The sequence below is a fragment of the Microbacterium sp. GW821-FHT01D02 genome (assembly GCF_059422585.1).
On record NZ_JBWKXB010000001.1, the window covers coordinates 203006 to 223162 of the forward strand.

General features: G+C 70.1%; 18 protein-coding genes. 2 read left to right on the forward strand and 16 right to left on the reverse strand.

Annotated features, from left to right (window positions below; genetic code table 11):
• Window positions 1-24 precede the first annotated feature (24 nt).
• Genes AC07VM_RS00980 through AC07VM_RS01005 form a run of 6 tightly spaced genes read right to left on the reverse strand, consistent with a single transcriptional unit; the run spans window position 25 to window position 5905 of the window.
• Window positions 25-612 carry a HutD/Ves family protein gene (locus AC07VM_RS00980; RefSeq protein WP_494909628.1) on the reverse strand — a complete coding sequence of 196 codons (588 nt, stop codon included), beginning with the start codon at window positions 610-612 and terminating at the stop codon, window positions 25-27.
• 5 nt (window positions 613-617) lie between these two features.
• Window positions 618-959 (reverse strand): P-II family nitrogen regulator, encoded by a 342-nt coding sequence (locus AC07VM_RS00985; RefSeq protein ID WP_267415348.1) that lies wholly within the window; start codon window positions 957-959, stop codon window positions 618-620.
• A gap of 28 nt (window positions 960-987) precedes the next feature.
• Window positions 988-2259 (reverse strand): ammonium transporter, encoded by a 1272-nt coding sequence (locus AC07VM_RS00990; RefSeq protein ID WP_267415350.1) that lies wholly within the window; start codon window positions 2257-2259, stop codon window positions 988-990.
• Window positions 2260-2319: 60 nt separating this feature from the next.
• Window positions 2320-3552: an allantoate amidohydrolase gene (locus tag AC07VM_RS00995; RefSeq protein WP_494909629.1), complete on the reverse strand. Its 1233-nt coding sequence runs from the start codon at window positions 3550-3552 to the stop codon at window positions 2320-2322.
• Between the two features lies 1 nt (window position 3553).
• On the reverse strand, window positions 3554-4747 hold the full coding sequence (locus tag AC07VM_RS01000) for an FAD-dependent oxidoreductase (protein WP_494909630.1): 1194 nt from the start codon (window positions 4745-4747) through the stop codon (window positions 3554-3556).
• A 3-nt stretch (window positions 4748-4750) separates the two neighbouring features.
• Window positions 4751-5905, reverse strand: coding sequence for a tyramine oxidase subunit B (locus AC07VM_RS01005; protein ID WP_267415355.1), 1155 nt, complete (start codon window positions 5903-5905; stop codon window positions 4751-4753).
• 148 nt (window positions 5906-6053) lie between these two features.
• Here AC07VM_RS01005 and AC07VM_RS01010 point away from each other — a divergent pair, with 148 nt between their 5' ends.
• On the forward strand, window positions 6054-6977 hold the full coding sequence (locus tag AC07VM_RS01010; RefSeq protein ID WP_494909631.1) for a LysR family transcriptional regulator: 924 nt from the start codon (window positions 6054-6056) through the stop codon (window positions 6975-6977).
• A 12-nt stretch (window positions 6978-6989) separates the two neighbouring features.
• On the opposite strand, the gene AC07VM_RS01015 is transcribed toward AC07VM_RS01010, so the two are convergent.
• From AC07VM_RS01015 to rsmI, 7 genes are all read right to left on the reverse strand, one after another.
• Window positions 6990-8159, reverse strand: coding sequence for a glycoside hydrolase family 1 protein (locus AC07VM_RS01015; protein ID WP_494909632.1), 1170 nt, complete (start codon window positions 8157-8159; stop codon window positions 6990-6992).
• Between the two features lie 37 nt (window positions 8160-8196).
• Window positions 8197-9897 (reverse strand): ABC transporter ATP-binding protein, encoded by a 1701-nt coding sequence (locus AC07VM_RS01020; RefSeq protein ID WP_494910739.1) that lies wholly within the window; start codon window positions 9895-9897, stop codon window positions 8197-8199.
• A gap of 5 nt (window positions 9898-9902) precedes the next feature.
• The gene (locus tag AC07VM_RS01025) at window positions 9903-10817 is read right to left on the reverse strand and encodes an ABC transporter permease (RefSeq protein ID WP_267415359.1); all 915 of its coding nucleotides are present in this window, start codon (window positions 10815-10817) and stop codon (window positions 9903-9905) included.
• Window positions 10814-11794 carry an ABC transporter permease gene (locus AC07VM_RS01030; RefSeq protein ID WP_267415360.1) on the reverse strand — a complete coding sequence of 327 codons (981 nt, stop codon included), beginning with the start codon at window positions 11792-11794 and terminating at the stop codon, window positions 10814-10816. The genes AC07VM_RS01025 and AC07VM_RS01030 overlap by 4 nt, the downstream gene beginning before the upstream one ends.
• Window positions 11791-13410, reverse strand: a complete 1620-nt coding sequence (locus AC07VM_RS01035) for an ABC transporter substrate-binding protein (RefSeq protein WP_494909633.1) — start codon at window positions 13408-13410, stop codon at window positions 11791-11793. Before AC07VM_RS01035 ends, AC07VM_RS01030 begins: the two co-directional genes overlap by 4 nt.
• Before the next feature lie 179 nt (window positions 13411-13589).
• Window positions 13590-14687 carry a LacI family DNA-binding transcriptional regulator gene (locus AC07VM_RS01040; protein WP_494909634.1) on the reverse strand — a complete coding sequence of 366 codons (1098 nt, stop codon included), beginning with the start codon at window positions 14685-14687 and terminating at the stop codon, window positions 13590-13592.
• 1 nt (window position 14688) lies between these two features.
• On the reverse strand, window positions 14689-15516 hold the full coding sequence (gene rsmI / locus AC07VM_RS01045) for a 16S rRNA (cytidine(1402)-2'-O)-methyltransferase (RefSeq protein ID WP_494909635.1): 828 nt from the start codon (window positions 15514-15516) through the stop codon (window positions 14689-14691).
• Window positions 15517-15578: 62 nt separating this feature from the next.
• Here rsmI and AC07VM_RS01050 point away from each other — a divergent pair, with 62 nt between their 5' ends.
• A complete protein-coding gene (locus AC07VM_RS01050) occupies window positions 15579-17132 on the forward strand; it encodes a dolichyl-phosphate-mannose--protein mannosyltransferase (RefSeq protein WP_494909637.1) in 1554 nt (517 codons plus the stop codon).
• Window positions 17133-17136: 4 nt separating this feature from the next.
• Here AC07VM_RS01050 and AC07VM_RS01055 read toward each other — a convergent pair whose 3' ends face one another.
• The 3 genes from AC07VM_RS01055 to hisC are packed head-to-tail and all read right to left on the reverse strand — an operon-like array spanning window position 17137 to window position 20090.
• Entirely contained in the window at window positions 17137-17619 is a 483-nt protein-coding gene (locus AC07VM_RS01055; RefSeq protein ID WP_267415366.1) for an Lrp/AsnC family transcriptional regulator, read from the reverse strand.
• Window positions 17620-17622: 3 nt separating this feature from the next.
• Window positions 17623-19026 (reverse strand): amino acid permease, encoded by a 1404-nt coding sequence (locus AC07VM_RS01060; protein ID WP_494909638.1) that lies wholly within the window; start codon window positions 19024-19026, stop codon window positions 17623-17625.
• On the reverse strand, window positions 19023-20090 hold the full coding sequence (hisC, locus tag AC07VM_RS01065) for a histidinol-phosphate transaminase (RefSeq protein WP_494909639.1): 1068 nt from the start codon (window positions 20088-20090) through the stop codon (window positions 19023-19025). Before hisC ends, AC07VM_RS01060 begins: the two co-directional genes overlap by 4 nt.
• Window positions 20091-20157: the final 67 nt, after the last annotated feature.

A 20157-nucleotide genomic window follows, 5' to 3' on the forward strand; every position in this document is an offset into this window, starting at 1 on the left:
TTCTAGGTGGGATGGCCTGGGTGGTTACGCGCGGTCCCCGGCTGCCCTTCCGCTGCGAGCGGAAGCCCCGGACGGCCGAAGTCGCACGCGCAGGAGCGCGATGACGCCGCCCGCCCCGACGACCACGCGCGAGGTCGCCTCCGCCGTGACCACGGTCCCGCGCGGCAGGGGATCAGCTCCGGCGGACACCCTCCCGCCCAGCACCACGAGGGCGTCGACTTCCGCGTCGATCGGTCCGGTCGCGCGGCGGATCTCGCATCGCATCCGTCCGCTCGATCGCCGCGACATGAGGTTCACCACCGACACCCGGCGCCCCTCCGTCTCGGCGACCACGCGGTCCTCGCCGCGAAAGGCGACGCCGGAGTGCGGCGGCACGCGCATCTCCACCCCCGCGACCTCCAGCGTCACCCCGGCGGGGTCGAGCGGGATCAGCACGCGGTCGGCGCCCGGGAAGGACGAGAACGGCATCCGCCCCTCGATCTCGGCGAGGCTGATCCGCCAGGCCGGACGCGCGGCGAGCACCCGCGTGACCCCCAGGCCGTTGGCCCATGGCTCCGGATCGACGTCGCCGGGGCGGACGATCTGGAGGTCGGCGCGGGTGCGGTACCGCATGTGCGTCAGCGGATCGCGGTCGGGCCGGTCTCGCCGGTGCGGACGCGGATGACCTGGAGCACCTCGGTGACCCAGATCTTGCCGTCGCCGATCGCCCCGGTGCGGGCCGCCTCCTGGATGGCGTCGAGCGCGGCGTCGAGCACCTCGTCGGTGACGACCGTCTCGATGTAGATCTTCGGCAGGAAGTCGACCTTGATCCGCTGGGACCGGTACACCTCGACCTTGCCGGTCTGAGTGCCGTGGCCCTTGGCGTCGAGGATCGTCATCCCGGCGACGCCGATCTCGGCGAGGGCGGTCTTCACGGGTTCCAGGGCACTGGGCTGCACGACGGCGCTGATGAGCTTCATGATCTTGTCCTTTCTCGGGGAACGGCGCTCAGGAGCGCACATCGTCCAGGTCGTACGCGGTCTCGGCGTGGAGGGTGGTGTCGAGACCGGCGATCTCGGCGGTGTCGGGGACGCGCAGGCCGATCGTGATCTTCATGAGCCAGGCGATGAGCGCGGTCACGACGAAGGTGTACACGAAGACCGAGGCGGTCGCGAGCGCCTGCGTGCCGAGGAGCTCCCCGCCGCCGCCGAAGAAGATCCCCGCCGCACCGGCCGGCGAGGCCGGGTCGGCCAGGAAGCCGATCGCGAGGGTGCCGAAGATGCCGGGGAACATGTGGATCGCCACGGCGTCGAGCGCGTCGTCGTAGCCCAGCTTCTCCTTGAGGCCGAGAGCGGCGAAGGCCACGATGCCGGCGAGGAAGCCGATGATGATCGCGCCGATCGGCGAGACCGAGTTCGCCGCCGGGGTGATGCCGACGAGTCCGCCGAGGACGCCCGAGATGGCACCGAGCGAGGTGGCCGCCTTGCGGATCGTGCGCTCGACGACGAGCCAGCCGAGCAGACCGGCGCACGCGGCGATGAGCGTGTTGGTGACGGCCACCCCCGCGCTGTCGTTGATCCCGCCGGAGGATCCGCCGTTGAAGCCGTACCATCCCACCAGCAGGAGGCCACCGCCGACGATCGCGATCGGAAGGTTGCCTGGGCGGCCCACGTGCGGGAAGTCCCGCCGCCGGCCGAGGAAGAAGGCGAGCACGAGGGCCGCGACGCCGGCGTTCATGTGCACGGCCGTCCCGCCCGCGAAGTCGATCGCGTGCAGGTTGTTCGCGATCCACCCGCCGATGGTCGAGCCGTCCGCGGAGTCGAAGGCGAAGACCCAGTGCGCGACGGGGAAGTACACCAGCGTCGCCCAGAGGCCGCTGAAGATCAGCCAGCTCGAGAACTTCATCCGCCCCTCGACCGCCCCGCCGATGATGCCGACGGTGAGTCCGGCGAAGATCAGCTGGAACACGGCGATGAGGATCGCGGGCACGGTGCCCTCCGGCGTCTCGGCGCCGAGCAGCGACTGGATCCCGAACAACCCCGCCGGGTCTCCGATGATGCCGGCGCCACCGACCGAGTTCCCGAGGGTGAGTCCGTAGCCGAACAGGACCCAGAGCATCGCCGTGACGGCGAATCCTCCGAACACGATCATCATCGTGTTGAGGATGTTCTTCGTGCGCGACAAACCGCCGTAGTACAGCGCGAGTCCGGGCAGCATGAGGGTGACGGCGACGGTGGCCGTCAGCATCCATCCCGTGTTCACCTGGGAGGTGATGTCCATGTCGATCTCCTTTCGGGTAGGGGGTCTTGCGGATCGTGCGGATCGTGCAGGTCTGGCGGATCAGCGGGTGAGCAGGTGCTCCAGGACGTCGGCGAGCGCCTCGACTCCGGCGGCGACGTCCTCCGGCTCCGCGCTCTCCGCCGGGGTGTGGGAGGCGCCGCTCGGATTCCGGACGAACAGCATCCCGGTGGGCACGGCGCCGGCCAGGACTCCCGCGTCGTGCCCGGCCCCGGTGTCGAGCACCGGGGCGTCCGGGAGCAACGCCTGCATCACGGCGCGCAGCCCGGGGTCGAACGCCACGGTCGGCGAGAACGACTGCTCGGTCACCGTGACCACGCAGCCCTCGGCGGCCGCGGCCCTCTCGGTCCCGGCCGTGACCTCGCTGACGATGCGCCGCACCGCCTCCTCGGACCGATGCCGCACATCCATCCAGAGGTCGACGGCCGAGGCGATGACGTTGGTGCCGCCCGGAGTCACCTTCACCCGCCCGACGGTGCCGCGCGCGCCGTCGACGACGAGCGTGTGCACGCGCAGGCTGCGGATGGTCTCGGCCGCGACCACCACCGGGTCCTGCCGGTCGACCATCCTCGTCGCACCGGCATGGTCGCCGCGTCCCTCGATCCGCACGTGCCAGCGCCCGTGGGCGATGATCGCCCCGGCGAGCGCGACGGGACGGTCCAGGTCGATGAGCCCGCGCCCCTGCTCCACGTGCAGCTCGACGAAGGCCGCGATGCCCGCGAGTCGCTCCGGGTCGGCACCGAGGGTCGAGGGGTCGAAACCGGCATCGGCCGACGCCTCCGCGAAGGACCGTCCGGCGTCGTCCCGGAGGGCGCGTACGCGGTCGGGCTCCACGGCGCCCGTCAGAAGGCGTGAGCCCAGGCAGGCGATGCCGAACCGGGAGCCCTCCTCCTCGGGGAAGACCGCGACGGCCAGCGGACGGATCGGCACGATCCCGCGGTCGCGCAGGAGGTCGACGGCCACGAGCGCGCTCGCGACGCCGAGCGGCCCGTCGAAGTTCCCTCCGCCGGGCACGGAGTCGAGGTGCGACCCCGTCACGATGGCGTCGTGGCGCGGCGCGGTGTCGTCGGTCGCGACGTCCCACCACGCCCAGAGGATGCCGTTGCCGTCGGTCTCGACCCGCAGCCCCCGCGCGGCCGCGTTCCTCGCGAACCAGGCCCGGAGCTCGAGCTCGGCCGGCGAGAAGACCGGACGTGAGTAGCCGCCGCGCTCGGGGTCTGCGCCGATCGTCGCGATCTCGGCGAGGAGGGTGTTCGCATCAGCGGATGTCGGCATCTCAGACCCCCGCGAATCTCTGGCCGGCGGCGCGGAAGCGCTCCACCGCCCGCTCGGAACCGGACACGAGGTCGAGCACCAGCTCGCCGAGCAGCGGGGCGAACTTCGCGCCCTGCCCCGAGCACGGCGACAGGATGGTGATGCCCTCGGCCCGATCGATGATCATGTCCTCGCGCGGCACGTTCGTGAAGAGGCACGTGGTCTCCGCGTAGGGGGTCGGGAGCAGGCCGGGGGTGAAGTGCTCGACGAACCCGACGACGCGCTTCCGGTTCTGCGGATCGATCCGTCCGTCCTGCGCCCGCGCGGAGGGGATCACCCGTCCGCCGTTGTACTCGGCGACCTTCTGTCCGCGGAACTGCGCGTCCCGACCGCCGGGCAGGCTGTACGCCTGGATGTGCTCGCCCTTGTAGATGACGGTCGGCCACGTGGTGGCGGCGTCGTCCGGAGTCTCCCCGCAGTCCGCGGTGTCGCGGTAGAGGAAGTGGAACGCGTTCTCCTGACGCACCTCGAACTGCGGGAGGGCATCGACGAAGGCCGACGGCAGGTCGAGTCCGCCCAGCAGCGCGGGCAGCCATCCCCCGGCGGCGACGATCACCTGCTCCGCGTGCACGGTGTCGCCGTTCGTCGAGGTGAGGAGGTAGCCCGAGGACGCCCGGCGGACGGACTCGACCTCCCACCCGAGGCGCACCCGGGCTCCGGCGACCTGCGCGAGGTCGATCATCGCCTCGACGGAGGACTCGGCGTCGATCACACCGGCTCCCGGGTGCCAGAGCACCTCGCCGTCGAAGTTGATCTGCGGCCACCGCGCCTTCGCGTCGCCCGCGGTGAGCAGCTCGTGCTCCACGGCTTCGCTCGCGAGCGCCGCGGCCAGCCCCCGAGGGTCGCGGACCACGCCGCAGTCGAGGGAGCCGCTCGGGGTGATGAGCCGCTGTCCGCTCGCGGCCTCGAGCTCGTCCCATCCGCCCTTCGCCCGCACGACGAGGCCGACGGAGAACGGGTCGGGGTAGGCGTACCGGAAGATGCGGGCCGACCCGTGCGAGCTGCCGAGGGCGGAGGCCGGCTCATCGCGCTCGAGCACGATCACCTCCTCGCCCGACTGCGCCAGCCGCCAAGCCGCGGCCGCACCGCTCAGCCCGGCACCGATGACCGCGAATCTCGCCGAGTCGTGCACGGGGAGTCCTTCGCTCGTGCCCATGGCTCAGGCCAGGTCCGGGGCGTTCCAGAGGTTCAGCGTCGTGCCGATCCCCTTCTCGACCGCGTTCTCGTAGACGGTCTTCGCCCACGCGACGTCCTCCACGCCCATGCCGCCGACGCTGAACAGCACCGGCTGCTCGTCGAACTCCCGCCCGGGCACGGTGCCTTCGAACACGTCGCCGATGTTCACCACGCGGGACTCGTCGAGTTCGCCGGCGTCGATCAGGTCCTGCCAGTACAGGCCGATCATCCCGAAAGCGGTCTCGTGCGAGGGGGCGGGGTACTCCTCAGCCCACGCCTCGTAGATCTTCTTGGCGTCGGCGATGAGCCGCGCCTTCCCCGACAGCGTGTACTCCCTGTCCATGCGCAGGTTCGCCGGCAGGCTCAGGAACGCGCCGGGCTTGATCCAGTCGCCGTCGATGTACGGGTAGTTCTCCGAGCCGACCAGTCCGGTCACGGCCTCCGAGACGATGTCGGAGTCGCGGACGGCCGCCTCGACCGTGTCGGCGATCTCGATCGTCGTGAACTGGGGGTAGTGCTCACGGACATAGTCCGCGAAGGCGTCGGAGGTCGATCGACGACGCCCGTTGATGCGGATCGTGTGGAGGGTCGGGCGCGCCGCCGTCATCGCGTGCAGGGCGCTCTTGTTCATCGCGCCGGGGCCGATGATGCCGAGCGAGGTCGCGTTCACCGGGGCGAGCTTCTTCGCCGCGGCGCCGGGGACGGCCGCGGTGCGATAGGCGCTCTCGAGGTTGCCCGACATGATCGCGAAGGGCGCGCCGGTCTCCTTGTCGTTCAGCACGATGAGGTGGATGGAGCGCGGCAGTCCCTGCTCGCGGTTGTCGATGTTGGAGCCGTACCACTTGACCCCTGCGGTGTCGAAGCGTCCGCCGAGGTACGCGGCCATCGCCATGAAGCGGCGGTCGGCGGCATCCAGCGGCATGGTCGGGAACGGGGACGACGACGGGAAGCTGATCTGCGCACCGTGCGAGTTCGCCGAGTTGCCGGCCATCCGGTAGTCGCCCTTGGCGACCAGGATCAGCACCTCCTCCATGACCTCCATGCAGCGCTCCATGTCCTTCACGCCGGCGGCGATGACGTCAGGCTCGCTGAGGTAGAGCATGTCGATCCGGGTGCGGGTCGCGGTGTCTGCAGTCATGGTCGGGTCCTCCGTGTCGGGTGCTTCGACATCAGATAACCGGCGCAGGCAACCCCAGGTCAAATACGATTTCCGCGACTGATTGATAGCGTTTCGCTCGCAATGCGCCCGTAACGGCGCGGTAATACGAAGCCCGTATCGTGCCCGCATGGAACTCCGTCAACTGCGCTACTTCCTCGCCGTGGCGGACGAGCTCCACTTCGGTCGCGCCGCGCAGAAGCTGCACATGTCGCAGCCGCCGCTGAGCGTGCAGGTGGGTCGTCTGGAACGCGAGGCCGGGGTGGCGCTGTTCGAGCGGACCACACGCCGAGTCACGCTCACGCCCGCCGGAAGGCACCTGCAGGAGAGGGCTCGGCGGATCATCGACGAGGTCGACGACGTCCGCGCCGAGATGCGCGCCTACGTCGACGGGCTCGCGGGACAGCTGACGGCCGGTTTCGTCAGCTCGGCGAACTACACGGTGCTGCCCGAGGTCGTGCAGCTGTTCCGTGCGCGACGCCCGAACGTCGCCCTCTCCCTCGTGCCGCTCACCTCGGGCGAGCAGTTCGCCCGGCTGCGGGAGGGCTCGCTCGACGTCGGGATCGTGCGCGACGAGGACCCCCGCGGTGACTCATCGTCCCCGCGTCTCTCCACGCAGGTGGTGTTCGAGGAGCGTCTGGTCGCGTGCCTCCCGATCGGCCATCCCCTCGCCGGTCGCACCGAGGTGACCCCCGAGGAGATCATCGAGGTGCCGATGATCGCCTATCCGCGCTCGCTCATGCCGGGATACGTCGATCGGGTGACCGCGACGCTGGGGGCGGCGGGGACCATGCGCGTGGTCGAGGAGGTCGTGCACCAGGAGACCGCGTTGGGGTTCGTCGCCGCGGGTCTCGGCACGAGCATCCTGCCGGAGTCGGTCAGGATGCTCGTGCCGCCCTCGATCGCGATCGTCCCGCTGGCCGGATCGCCGACCACGCGGCTCCTCGCCGCCCATCAGGTCCGCGACGATGTGAGCGCGGTCGTCGCGGCGTTCATCGCCTGCCTGCACGACGCCGCCGACGCCCTGTCGACGCGACGGGAGGTCAGCGCCTGAAGCCGTGGAGCGTCACAGCGCGTTGCGACGGGCGACCTCGCCGAGCCACGCGAGCGAGGGCTTCGGCGAGCGCGCGAACGTCTCGTGGTCGAAGCCGATGAGGCCGAACGTGGGCGCGAATCCGCTGGCCCACTCGTAGTTGTCCAGCGCGCTCCAGTGCTGGTAGGCACGGACGTCGATGCCGTCGGCGATCGCGCGGTGCAGTCCCTCCAGCGCCCCCTGCGTGTAGGCGATGCGACGGGTGTCGTCGGCGGTCGCGATGCCGTTCTCGGTCACGAGCACCGGCACGCCGCCGCTCCGCTCCCACGCACTGCGCACGCCCATCTCGAGCGCCTCCGGGAAGAACTCCCAGCCGGTCAGCGTCGTCTCCACGTCGGACGACACCGGACGGGGGCCCTCCGGCCCGATGAACGTGCGGGTGTAGGCCTGCACGCCGACGAAGTCGTCGCCGGCGGACTGGTCGAGGTACCAGTGGTCGCGCGGGTCGCCGTACTCCGCGAGCATCTCGTCGGCGCCCGGCTCTCCGGTGGAGTGGAACGCCTGCGTGGCGATGGTCCATCCGGCCTTGACCCCCGGCACCGAGTGCAGGATCTCGGTGGCACGGCGATGCGCATCGAGCAGCGTGTCGGCGACGGCGAGGTCGGGGTTCGGGAGGCCGTAGGCGACGAGGTTCGCCGCGTCCTCTCCCCCGGCCAGCATCGCGGCGATGTTCGGCTCGTTGATCGTGCACACGTAGTCGATGCCGTCGAGGATCGGCAGCACGGTCTCGACGTAGCGGGAGAACAGATCGACCGCGTCATCGGCGCGCCAGAAGCCGTCCTTCTGGAACCACTGCGGCACCGTGAAGTGCATGAGCGTGACCGTGGGGTCCAGCCCGTTCTCGCGAGCCGTGTCGATCATGCGGCGGTAGTGGTCGAGCATCGCCCGCGAGACGAAGCCGCGCTCGGGCTCGATCCGCGCCCATTCCACCGAGAACCGGTAGGAGTTCAGCCCGGCCGCGGCGAGCAGCCGCATGTCCTCCGGGTAGCGATGGAAGTGGTCGGCGGCGTCACCGGAGGGCTCCACCATGGGCGAGCCGGGCGCATGTTCCATCGCCCACCAGTTGCTCGTGGTGTTGTTGCCCTCCACCTGGTGGGCCGCTGTCGCGGCGCCCCACAGGAAGCCGTCGGGGAATGCGAGCACGAGTGCTCTCCTCTCTCTTGGGTTGAAGTCGTGACGGTCAGTGAAGACGTGCGGGGTTGGGCACGGCGTCCAGCAGCTGGATCGTGTACGGATCCTCCGGATGCTGCAGCACCTCCGAGGTCTCGCCGCGCTCGACGACCCGACCGCGGTTGAGGACCAGGATGTTCTGCGTCACCAGTCGCGCGCTCAGCAGGTCGTGCGTGATGTAGAGCATGCTGATGCCCCAGCGCTCACGGAGGTCCTCCAGCAGCGCCAGCACCCCGGCGCGGAGCGAGACGTCGAGCATCGACACCGGCTCGTCGGCGATCAGCACCTGCGGGTCGCTCGCGAGCGCCCGGGCGATGACCACGCGCTGCCGCTGCCCACCCGAGAGCTGATGCGGCAGCTTGGCCGCGAACTGCTCGACGGGTGTGAGACCGACCGTCTCCAGCAGCTCGAGGACCCGGGCCCTGGCCTCCGGTCCGCGCAGCTTCGTGTAGTTCATGACCGGACGCGTGAGGGCGTACTCGACCGTGTGCAGCGGGTTCAGCGCCGCGTACGGATCCTGGAACACCATCTGCACGTCCTTGCGCAGGTCGCGCAGACCCCGCCGCTTGAGCGTGGCCACGTCGACGTCGCCGAAGCGCACCGTGCCCGAGGTGGGCTTCTCGACCCCGGTGAGCATCTTGGCGATGGTCGACTTGCCCGATCCCGAGGCGCCGACCAGGGCGAGCGACTCCCCCGGCTCGAGCCGGAACGACACGTCGTCGACCGCGGTCACGGCGTCCTGTCCCCGGCGCGGGGCCGGGTAGTGCTTCGAGACGCCATCCACCACGATCGCCGCGTCCGCACGGCGCGCGTCACGCGGCGACACCGTCGGCATCGTCTCGGTGACATCGGTGCGGGACCGTCCTTCGCGGCGCCGCGTCCCGAGGTCGACGAAGCCCGGGATCGAGAGGGTCTCCGCGCGCGGGTCGGCGTAGTGGCTGAGCAGCATCCGCGTGTACTCGTCCTGCGGCCGCTGGAGGATGTCGATGCTCGGAGCATCCTCCACGATGTGCCCCTCGTGCATGACCATCACCCGGTCCGTGGCCTCGAGCACGATGCCGAGGTCGTGGCTGATGAGGATCGCGGTGAAGTGCTCCGCCCGCTGCAGCTCCTTGATCGTGTCCATGACCGCGTGCTGCACGAGCACGTCGAGCGCCGTGGTGGGCTCGTCGAACACCATCAGCTGCGGCTCCAGCGACAGCGCGAGGGCGATCGAGGCGCGCTGGCGCATACCGCCGGAGAGCTCGCCCGGATAGCGCGCCAGCACCGTCTCGTCGAGCCCGACCTTGCCGATCAGCTCACGAGCCCGGGCATCGCGCTCCTCGCGCGGCACGTGACCGTGCGCGGCGAAGATGTCGCGGAAGTGGTTGCCCACGGTCCGCACCGGGTTGAGCGCGTTCATGCCCGACTGCAGCACCATCGCGAAGCCGCCCTGGCGCTGACGCCGCAGCTCCTCGGCGTCCAGCTCGCGGATGTCGCGTCCACCGAAGAGGATGCGTCCGCCGCTGATGCGCGCCGGCGGCTTCTGCAGCCGGGTCAGTGCGAAGCCGAGCGTGGACTTGCCCGACCCGGACTCGCCGACCAGGCCGACGAACTCCCCGCGACGCAGCGAGAACGAGACGTCCTCGACCGCCGTGACGGGTGTCGTGCCGGGCGAGGCGTACTGGACGGACAGCCCCTGCACGTCGAGCAGGATCTCGGTGGAGTCCATGGCGGTCATCGGCCCTTCCCCTCTCGCAGGCGCGGATTGGAGATGCCGTCCACGCCGAAGTTGATCAGTGTCAGGCTCAGCGCCAGCAGTGCGATGCACAGACCGGGGGCGAACAGCAGCAGCCACTGCCCGGTGAGCAGGGAGTTGGAGTTCTGCGCCCAGTAGAGCATGGTGCCCCAGCTGACGATGCTGGAGTCGCCGAGGCCCAGGAACTCCAGCCCGGCCTCCGCGAGGATCGCCGCCGTCGCCGCCCCGAAGAGCGTGCCGGCGATGATCGACGTCATGTTCGGCAGGATCTCGCGGAACACGATGCGCGTCCTGCTGTCCCCCGAGAACTGCGCCGAGGTGACGAAGTCGTTCCCGCGCAGCGACTGGGTCTGGCTGCGGAGCACGCGAGCACCCCACGCCCAACCGGTCACCACGATCACGGCGATGATCATGAGGATGCCGCCGTTCTGCAGGTACGCGGCGATCACGATCATCAGCGGGAGCCCCGGGATCACCAGGAACAGGTTGACGATGAAGCCGACGACCTCGCCGGCGAAACCGCGCATGTAGCCCCAGCTGAGCCCGATGAGCACGGCCACGATGGTGGACAGGATGCCGGCCGCGAAGCCGACCAGGAGGCTGATCTGCGCGCCGTAGATGAGCTGGCTGAGCACGTCCTCCCCCGCGGCGGTGGTGCCGAGCCAGTGCGCCCAGGACGCGTCGGCGTTGCGCTCGAAGGTGTTGTCCTTCGCGCCGTACGGAGCGAGGACGGGGGCGAACACCGCCACCAGCACGAAGAAGGCGAGGATGCACAGCCCGAGTCGCGCCTTGCCGTTGCTCCAGAGCGTGGCGACCATGCGCCCGAAGGCGCGCCAGGGGCTCGGCGCGGCGATGCGCTCGGCGGGGATCTTGACGTTCATGGTGGAGGTCATCGGCGAGTCCTCGGGTCGAGAACCCCGTAGAGGATGTCTACGAGGAAGTTGGCGATGAGCACGCTCACGGTGATCATCAGGAAGAGCGCCTGCATGAGCGGATAGTCCTGTCCGATCACGGCGTTGAAGAGCAGATACCCGATGCCGGGATATCCGAAGACCTGCTCCACGAGGATCGATCCGCCGACCACGCCTCCGAGCGTGAGCCCGAAGCCGGTGAGGTTCGGCAGGATCGCGTTGCGTGCGGCGTAGCGGAGGGCGATCGTGCGGCCGTGCAGGCCGTTCGCCTCGCCGAACGTGATGTAGTCCTCGCCGAGCGTGTTGATCATGGCGTTGCGCATCCCGATGATCCAGCCGCCCAGCGAGGTGAGCAGGATCGTCAGGGCGGGGAGGAACGCATGGCTGAGCAGATCCCCGAGGAAGTCCCAGGTGAAGCCGGGAGTCGTCGTCGCGGAGTAGGCGCCCGTCGTCGGGAACCAGTGCAGCACGTAGCCGAAGAAGAACAGCAGCAGCAGCGCGGTCCAGAAGTACGGGAACGTGCTGAGGAACGAGCCGGTCAGCGTCGGCAGCGAGTCCAGCCAGGTGCCGCGGCGCCAGGCGGCCGCGACGCCGATGAGGGTGCCGATCACGAACGCGAGGACCGTGACGATCCCGACGAGCCCGATCGTGTACGGCAGCGCCGTGGAGACCATGCTCGACACCGACTGCGGATAGAACGTGTACGAGACGCCGAAGTCGAGCCGGACGACCTGGCCGAGGTAGGCGATGTACTGATCCCACAGCGACCCGGTCGGGACACCGAGCTGCGCTTCGATGGCGGCGCGCGTGGCGTCGGACACCGGTCCGTTCTGGGACAGCTTGGCGATCGCGGCATCCGCCGGGGAGCCCGGCATCATGCGCGGGAGGAAGAAGTTCAGGGTGACCGCGGCCCACAGCGTGAGCACGAACAGGCCGAACTTCTGGAGCGCGTACTTCATCGGTCGTCCCCCTTGACGCGCTTGAGGTGCGTGAAGATCTCCAGCGGCGCGGAGTCGTAGTTCTGCGGGATCATGTACGGGTCTTCCTCACTCGGCCAGCCGGTGAACTTGGCGTCGCTGAACAGGCCCCAGATGCCGCCGTAGTAGAGGCCGATCACGGGCAGCTCGTCGTAGACGATGCCCTGCAGCTCCTTCACGATCTCGGCCTGCCGGGCGGGGTCGACGGTCTCGCGGTACTCGGCGAGCAGCGCATCGACCTCGTCCGACCTGTAGCGCTCGAAGTTGTTCGCGGTCGCTTCTCCCGACGGCACGTAGAACTCGCTGGAGAGCAGGTTGTTGTAGGCCTGGTAGACGTCGCCGTTGCCCATGCCGCCGATCGCCATCTCGAAGTCGCCGTTGCTGATCGCGCTCTGATACCCCGCCGGCTGCGGGAGCTTGAGAGTGACCTTCACACCGACGTCGGCGAGCTGGCTGCGCACGGTCTGCGCCGCCCTGGTCCAGTCGGTGAAGCCGTTGGCCGTGGTGAGGGCGAACTCGAGCTGCTCGCCGTCGGCGTTCACGAGCCGGTCGCCGTCGAGGGTGTAACCGGCCTTCTCGAAGGCCGCGAGCGCCGCATCCCTGTCCTGCGTGATCATGCCCTGGTCGGGGATGCTGGGGTCGAGGTACTGCTCCTGGTTGGGGAGGATGAGCCCGGTCTGACCGGCCGGCTTCATATATCCCTCGGAGGCGGTCTCGGCGATCTCCTCGCGGTCGAGGGAGAGCGCGATGCCACGACGCACGTTCACGTCGTCGAACGGCGCGACCTCGAGGTTCGGCATCAGCGCGATCACGCCGCCCGGCGGGAACCACCACGAGTTGTGGTCGCTCGCCGCACCCCAGGTGCCCTCGACGTCGGAGATGAAGGCGTAGGCCCAGTCGTACCCGCGGCTGACGGTGTCGAGCTGCGAGTTCGTGGCGGGGAGGACGATGTGCTCGATCTCGATGGAGTCGGCCTGCCAGTAGTCGGGGTTCTTGTCCATCGAGTACTGCTGGTCGTTGTAGTTGCCGAGCACGAAGGGCCCCGTGCCGACCGGCTTCTCGTTGCGGTAGGTGTCGGGGTTCTTCACGTCGGCCCAGAGGTGCTCGGGCACGATCATGGTCTGCCCGAGGATCGACAGCGACGGGGCGTCCTCGGTCTTCAGGTGCAGGACCACGTCCTGCCCGTCGGTCTCGACGCTGTCGAGGTGCTGCCAGGCACCCTTGATGTCGAGGGAGGGGTTGTCCTTCAGGAGCTGGAACGTGAAGGCCACGTCGTCGGGCGTGAGGTCCTCTCCGTCGCTCCACTTCACGTCATCGCGGATCGTCATCACGATCGTGCGCGCGTCGGGCTGGGACCACTCGGAGGCGAGCCAGGGGTTCTGCGCACCGTCGAGCGGGTTGATCAGGATCAGCGGCTCGTAGATCCACCGCGACGCCGTGCGCGTGTTGGTGAGATACGGGTTGAAGTTCCTGGTGAAGAACGGGTTGCCGTGATCGGCGTTGATCAGCATCGTGTCGTCGCCGATCGATGGATCGGGCTGGGATGTGATCTGGATGCTGCAGCCGCTCAGTGCGACCGCGGCTGCCGCGAGTCCCACGATCGCCGCCCTGCGCCAGCGCCGGATCAAGCGCCCTCTCGGTGTTCTGCCACCTGACATCTGCCACCTCATGTCGTCTCTGTCATGACCGACGGCCTGCGCCGCCTCAGCGAGTGTAAGCGCATACATTTTGCGATCGCAACCCCTTGACACCGACGCCGGGGCATGCGTCGCGCCGATCAGGAAGGGCGCAGAGAGCTTTCCCGCAGCAGGATCCGCACGGGTAGCCGGGCCATGATCGGCTCGGCCTCGGGGTGCTCCAGGCGGCGCGCGAGGACCTGCACCGCTGCCCGCCCCAGCTCGATCATCGGCTGCCTGATCGTGGTTAGCGGCGGCTGCGAGAGGACCGCCGCCTCGATGCCGTCGAACCCTGTGACCAGCACGTCCTCCGGCACGCGCACGCCCGCGGTGCGGAACGCGTCCAGCGCCCCGAGAGCCATCTGGTCGTTCGCGGCGATCAGCGCCGCCGGCGGCCCGGAGCGCAGCAGCTCCTCCGCCGCGCGACGCCCCGAGGCGCGGGTGAAGTCGCCGCGGACGACACGGACCTCCTCCACCGGGCGACCGGCGCCCGCCACGGCATCGGCGAAGCCCTCCCAGCGCTGGGCGCCGTCGGGCGAGTCCGTCGGGCCCGCCAGGAACGCGAGCGGCGCGTCCCCCACCTGGGCGAGGACGTGGCGGGTCAGCTCCGCCATCGCTTCGGCGTTGCTCACCGTCACGTGGTCGTAGTGGTCACCGCGCGGCGGGCCGGACAGCACCACGACGGGGATGCGCCGAGCCAGCCGGGCGAGCACCTCGTCCGGCACGCTGCTCGCGAGGACCATGAGGCCGTCGACGCGGCCGGCCATGTCGCGCACCGTCGCACGGTCCGGATCGTCGCGCCCGACGCCGACCATGAGCACGAAGCCCTGCTTCCACGCCTCCAGCTCCGCCCCCCGGAGCACCTCGTCGAGGAACAGCATCGCCGCGTGATCCTCGTCGTCCGCCCCGCTCTGCACGACCGTGAACGGCGGGGACTCCTCTCCGGAGAGCGCATCGAGGGCCGGTGCCTCGTCGGCCGCGTCGAACCCGGGGAAGTACAGCCCGAGCACCCCGGTGCGACGCTCGGCGAGTCCGCGGGCGCTGCCGCTCGGGACATACCCCAGGGCGGCCACGGCATCGAGCACGCGCTCCCGCGTGACCGGACGCACGGCATCCGGCGAGCGCAGCACACGGGAGACCGTGGCGATCGAGACGCCGGCCCGGTCGGCCACGTCGTACACGGTCGCCGCCTTGCTCACGTCACGCTCCTCCGGAGCGGGCGGCGAGCGCGGCCTGGTAGAGGTCTCGCGAGGAGAGCCCGGTGAGCGCCGCGACCTCGGACGCGGCGTCCTTCAGCCGGACGCCGTCGGCGACGAGCTGCTGCACCTGGGCGAGGGCGTCCTCCGGTGAGGCGTCGCGGCGTGCCGCCCCCTCGACGACCACCACGATCTCGCCCTTCACGCCGTTCTCCGCCCAGGCGACGAGCTCGGATGCCGTGCCGCGACGGACCTCTTCGTAGAGTTTCGTGAGCTCGCGGCACACCGCGATCCGCCGCTCGTCGCCGAAGGCCGCGCCCATGTCGGCGAGGGCGCTCGCGAGGCGGGCGGGAGACTCGAAGAAGACCATGGTGCGGGGCTCCGCCGCGAGCGCGCGCAGGGTCGAGCGCCGCTCCCCCGGCTTGCGCGGGAGGAAGCCCTCGAACGTGAAGCGGTCGGTGGGCAGACCCGAGATCGCGAGGGCCATCAGCACCGCGCTCGGCCCGGGGATCGCGGTGACGGTGACGCCCTGGGCGACCGCCTCGGCGACCAGTCCGTAGCCGGGGTCGCTCACGGTGGGCATCCCGGCGTCGCTCATCACCACGATGTCGGTCTCCGCCGCGAGGGCCGCGAGCTCCGCGGCCTTCTGCTTCTCGTTGTGGTCGTGCAGCGCGATCAGACGCGGGCGGTTGTCGATGTGCAGGGCCTTCAGCAGGCGCTGCGTCGTCCGGGTGTCCTCCGCGACGACGACCTCCGCGTTCTCCAGCACCTCCACGAGGCGGCGGGACGCGTCGCCGAGATTTCCGATCGGAGTGGCGGCGAGGATGATCACCCGCCCAGCTTAGGCGGGCAGGATGCAGCCGGCGGAGAACGCCCGTTGTCTAGGCTGGAGCGGTGACCGCGCCCGTGCCCCTGCTTCCCGCTCCCGAGGAGCGGCTGACGCGCTACGGGCGCCTCCGCGATCGTGTGCTGCACGCCCCGGACTGGGGACGGGCGATCCGGTGGCTCGCCCCGCTCGTCATCACCGCCCTGGCCGCGCTGCTGCGCCTGATCGGCGTCGCCCATCCGCACCAGCTCGCGTTCGACGAGACGTACTACGTGAAGGACGCCTGGTCGCTGTGGACCCTCGGCTACGAGGGCACCTGGGGCGAGAACGCCAACGAGGCGTTCCTCACGATGAAGGACCTGCCGCTCTCGGACGTGGGCTCGTTCATCGTGCACCCGCCGCTCGGCAAGTGGCTCATCGCCCTCGGGATGGCGATCGGCGGCCCCGACAACAGCGCGGGATGGCGCCTGGCGACCGCGGTGCTCGGCACCGGCTCCGTGCTGCTGGTGTACCTGATCGCCCGGCGCCTCAGCGGCTCCGTGATCGTGGCGAGTGTGGCGGGCACGCTGCTGGCGATCGACGGCCTCAGCATCGTGATGAGCCGGATCGCCCTGCTCGACGGCATCCTGACGTTCTTCCTCCTGCTCGGCGTGCTGTTCGTGCTGATCGATCGGGAGCGCACCATCCCGGTGCTCGAGCGGCGCGACGACGAGGCGCCCGACCCGTTCTGGGGTCCCGTGCTCTGGCGCCGACCGTGGCTGATCGCGGCCGGAGCAGCGCTCGGCGCGGCCTGTGCGGTGAAGTGGTCGGGGCTCTACGCGCTGGCGGGCTTCGGCCTGTACATCGTCGTCACCGATGCACTGGCGCGACGTCGGGCCGGCGTGGTGCTGTGGCCGACGGCCGCCGCGTTCCGGCAGGGCCCGGTGTCGTTCGTCCTCCTGGTCTTCCCCGCACTCGCGGTGTACCTCATCAGCTGGACGGGCTGGTTCGTCACCGCCGGCGGCTACGACCGCCAGAGCGACTCGAACCCGCTGATCGCGCTGTGGAAGTACCACCAGTCCATGCTCGGCTTCCACGTCGGCCTCACCAGCGGGCACCCCTATGCGAGTCCCGCGTGGCAGTGGCCGCTCCTGCTGCGCCCGACTGCGGTCTGGGTCGACTCCGACCCGGCGGGCTGCGGCACCGATCACTGCATCGGCGTGATCTCCGCCGTCCCGAACCCGCTCATCTGGTACGGCGGGGTCGCCGCGGCCGTCTACCTGCTCTACCGGCTGGTGCGCGGCTGGATCACGCGGCAGTCGATCGGCGTCGAGCTGAGCATCCCGCTTGTCGGTCTCGCGGTCACCTACCTGCCGTGGCTGATGTTCCCCGAGCGCACGATCTTCCAGTTCTACACGGTGGTGATGATGCCGTTCCTGGTGCTCGCGCTCGCCATGACGCTGCGGATCGTCGCGGGCAGACGCGAGGATCCGCTGTACCGCCGCCAGTCGGGCGAGCGGACCGTGATGATCTTCCTCGTGTTCGTGGTGCTGGTGTCGGCGTTCTTCCTGCCGCTGTGGACCGGCATGAGCGTGCCGTACGAGTTCTGGCTGCTGCACAACTGGATGCCCGGCTGGGTGTGACGAGCTAGACGGCATCGTCCGTCGCGACGTGCTCCACGAGCGGGAGGACCCGTCCGGAGAGGTGCGTGCGCATGGCGATGGACGACGCGGTGCGCGCGACGCCCGGCACCAGGGCGACCCGGTCGAGCACCTCCTGCAACTGCGTCGCATCCCTCGCCACCAGGCGCAGCTGCATGTCGCTGGCACCGGTGACGGTGTGCATGTCGACGATCTCCGGGACCGCATCCGCGAGGGCCGCGGCCACGTCGTCGTGCCCGACCTTCTGGTCGATCTCGACCAGGCAGAAGGCGACGACGCCGTATCCGAAGCCGGCCGGGTCGATGCGCGGCACGATCGCCTCGATCACCCCGCCCTCGTGCAGGCGCGCGAGGCGACTCGTCGCGGTGCCGCGGGCGATCCCGAGCCGCCGCGCGCACTCCAGTATCGGCAGCTGCGGCGACTCGGTGAGCAGTCGGATGAGCTGGGCGTCGAGACGATCGATGCGCATCGACTACTCCCGCACGACGCCGGGTCGGGCCATGCTCCGGGTCGCGCGGGCGACGAGGAGGAGCACGCCGGTGAGACCGAGCGTGAGCAGCAGCTGGATGCGCGCGGCCGGGTCGATCATCGCGAGGGCGATCACGGCGGCGAGCAGCACCAGACACAGCCACGACAGCCAGGGGAAGCCCCACATCCGCATCGGCATCGCTTCGCCCGCACGATCCGCACGGCGACGGAGGATGATCTGCGCCACCGCGGTCGCGGTCCAGATCACCAGCAGCGTCGAGCCGACGACGTTGAGCAGGGCGGGGAGCACCACGTCGGGGAAGGCCCAGTTGAGCCCGACCGTGACGAACCCGAAGGCCACCGACGCCAGCACCGCGACGAACGGCACACCCTTGAGGCTCGTGCGGGTCGCCGCCAGCGGGGCGAGCCCGCGCTCCCCCAGCGAGTAGGCCATGCGGGAGGCGCCGTAGATGTTCGCGTTCATGGCCGAGAGCAGCGCGATGATCACGATGAGATCCATCACGAGGCCGACGCCCGGAACGTTGAGCGTCTCGAGCACCGCCGAGAACGGGCCCGCCTTCACCGCGGGGTCGTTCCAGGGCAGTACCGCGACGATCACGAAGATCGATCCGACGTAGAAGACCAGGATGCGCACGAGCACCTCGCGCACGATGCGGCGGATGTTGTGCGCGGGGTCGTTCGACTCGGCGGCGGCGATCGCGACGACCTCGGTGCCGCCGAACGCGAACACCACGATGAGCAGGGCGCCGGCGATGCCGGTGATGCCGTTCGGGGCGAAGCCGCCGTTGTCGACGAGGTTCGAGATGCCGGTGGCCGGCACTCCCGGGATGAGACCGATGATCGCGCACACGCCCACGACGAGGAACGCGATGATCGCCGCGACCTTGATCGCCGCGAACCAGAACTCGAAGCGGCCGTAGTTGCGCACGCCGAACAGATTGACCGCGGTCAGCGCCACGACGAAGATCAGCACCCACACCCAGGCGGGGATGCCGGGAGTCCAGTTCGCCACGATCGCCCCCGCGCCCGTCGCCTCGGCCGCGATCACCACGACCAGCTGGATCCAGTAGAGCCAGCCCACGGCGCTGCCGGCGCTCCGCCCCATCGCCTTCTGCGCGTAGGAGCTGAAGGCGCCGGAGCTCGGTCGCGCTGCGACCATCTCGGCGAGCATCGCCATCACCAGCACGACGATGCCGCCCGCGACGAGGTACGACACCAGGACGGCGGGACCGGCGATGCTGATCGCCTGCCCCGATCCGACGAACAGTCCGGCGCCGATCGCGCCGCCGAGACCCATCATCGAGATCTGTCGGCGGGTGAGCCCCGGGTGCAGCCCCTTGGTGGTCGTCGTGGTCGGCGGGACCTCGGTCAGGCGGTCGCCGGTCATGCTTTCACCTCGACGAGCTCGGCGGCGAGCGCGGCCTCCACGCGGTCGATGTCGGTCGCGGATCCGGAGGAGATGCGCACGCCTTCGTCCGCGAAGGCGCGTGCGACCACCCCACCCGCCTGCAGCAGACTCTCGAGTTCCGCCGTGCGATCGCCCGACGGCACCCACACGAAATTGGCCTGGGAGCGGACGGCGGGCCATCCGGCGGCGACGAGCACGTCGTACAGCCGATCGCGCTGCGCGACCACCTCATCGATGCGGGCGGCGAGCTCGTCCTCGGCATCCAGCGAGGCGAGGGCCGCAGTCTGCGCGAGATCGGTCACGCCGAAGGGCACGGCGACCTTGCGCTGGTTCTCGGCGATGGCCGCCGGCGCGATCGCGTATCCGATGCGGAGTCCGGCGAGCCCGTAGGCCTTCGAGAAGGTGTGCAGCACGGCCACGTGCGGGTGCCGCCGGAACAGCTCGATGCCGGCACCCCGACTCCCGGTGCGATCGAAGTGCACGTAGGCCTCGTCGACCACGACGAGGATGTCGTGCGGCACCGCGGCGACGAAGCGCTCGAGCTCGTCGGCACCGACGACGGTCCCGGTGGGGTTGTTCGGGTTGCAGACGAAGATCAGCCGGGTGCGCGGGGTGATGGCGGCGAGCATCGCGTCGAGGTCGTGCGCATGATCGACGTCGAGCGGAACCGGGACGGGAGTGGCACCGGCGATGCGGATGAGCGAGGGGTAGGCCTCGAACGACCTCCACGCGAAGACGACCTCGTCGCCGTCGCCGGCGACCGCGTGTATGAGCTGTGACGCGATCTCGACCGACCCGGCACCCACGGTCACCTCGGCGGCGTCGACGCCGTACCGCGCGGCCAGCTGCGCGCGCAGTGCGGCGGCACTCATGTCCGGGTAGCGGTTGATTCCCTCGAGGCGTTCGCGCACGGCCCGGACGACCGACGGCAGGGGCGGATGCGGCGATTCGTTCGAGGAGAGCTTCGAGGCACCGGCCGGGGCGGAGCGCCCCTGTCGGTACGCGGGAACGGCGTCGAGTCCGGCACGGGTGGGGAGGGGCATCGTCAGAGCATCCTTGCTGTGATCGGGCGGCGGACCTGGTGGTACCGCCTGCTGTCGCGCAACAGTA

Coding starts and splice junctions, on each gene's coding strand:
- AC07VM_RS00980 (WP_494909628.1), bottom strand. CDS start 612: ATGCGGTACCGCACCCGCGCCGACCTCCAGATCGTCCGCCCCGGCGAC.
- AC07VM_RS00985 (WP_267415348.1), bottom strand. CDS start 959: ATGAAGCTCATCAGCGCCGTCGTGCAGCCCAGTGCCCTGGAACCCGTG.
- AC07VM_RS00990 (WP_267415350.1), bottom strand. CDS start 2,259: ATGGACATCACCTCCCAGGTGAACACGGGATGGATGCTGACGGCCACC.
- AC07VM_RS00995 (WP_494909629.1), bottom strand. CDS start 3,552: ATGCCGACATCCGCTGATGCGAACACCCTCCTCGCCGAGATCGCGACG.
- AC07VM_RS01000 (WP_494909630.1), bottom strand. CDS start 4,747: ATGGGCACGAGCGAAGGACTCCCCGTGCACGACTCGGCGAGATTCGCG.
- AC07VM_RS01005 (WP_267415355.1), bottom strand. CDS start 5,905: ATGACTGCAGACACCGCGACCCGCACCCGGATCGACATGCTCTACCTC.
- AC07VM_RS01010 (WP_494909631.1), top strand. CDS start 6,054: ATGGAACTCCGTCAACTGCGCTACTTCCTCGCCGTGGCGGACGAGCTC.
- AC07VM_RS01020 (WP_494910739.1), bottom strand. CDS start 9,897: ATGGACTCCACCGAGATCCTGCTCGACGTGCAGGGGCTGTCCGTCCAG.
- AC07VM_RS01025 (WP_267415359.1), bottom strand. CDS start 10,817: ATGACCTCCACCATGAACGTCAAGATCCCCGCCGAGCGCATCGCCGCG.
- AC07VM_RS01030 (WP_267415360.1), bottom strand. CDS start 11,794: ATGAAGTACGCGCTCCAGAAGTTCGGCCTGTTCGTGCTCACGCTGTGG.
- AC07VM_RS01055 (WP_267415366.1), bottom strand. CDS start 17,619: ATGCGCATCGATCGTCTCGACGCCCAGCTCATCCGACTGCTCACCGAG.
- AC07VM_RS01060 (WP_494909638.1), bottom strand. CDS start 19,026: ATGACCGGCGACCGCCTGACCGAGGTCCCGCCGACCACGACGACCACC.
- hisC (WP_494909639.1), bottom strand. CDS start 20,090: ATGCCCCTCCCCACCCGTGCCGGACTCGACGCCGTTCCCGCGTACCGA.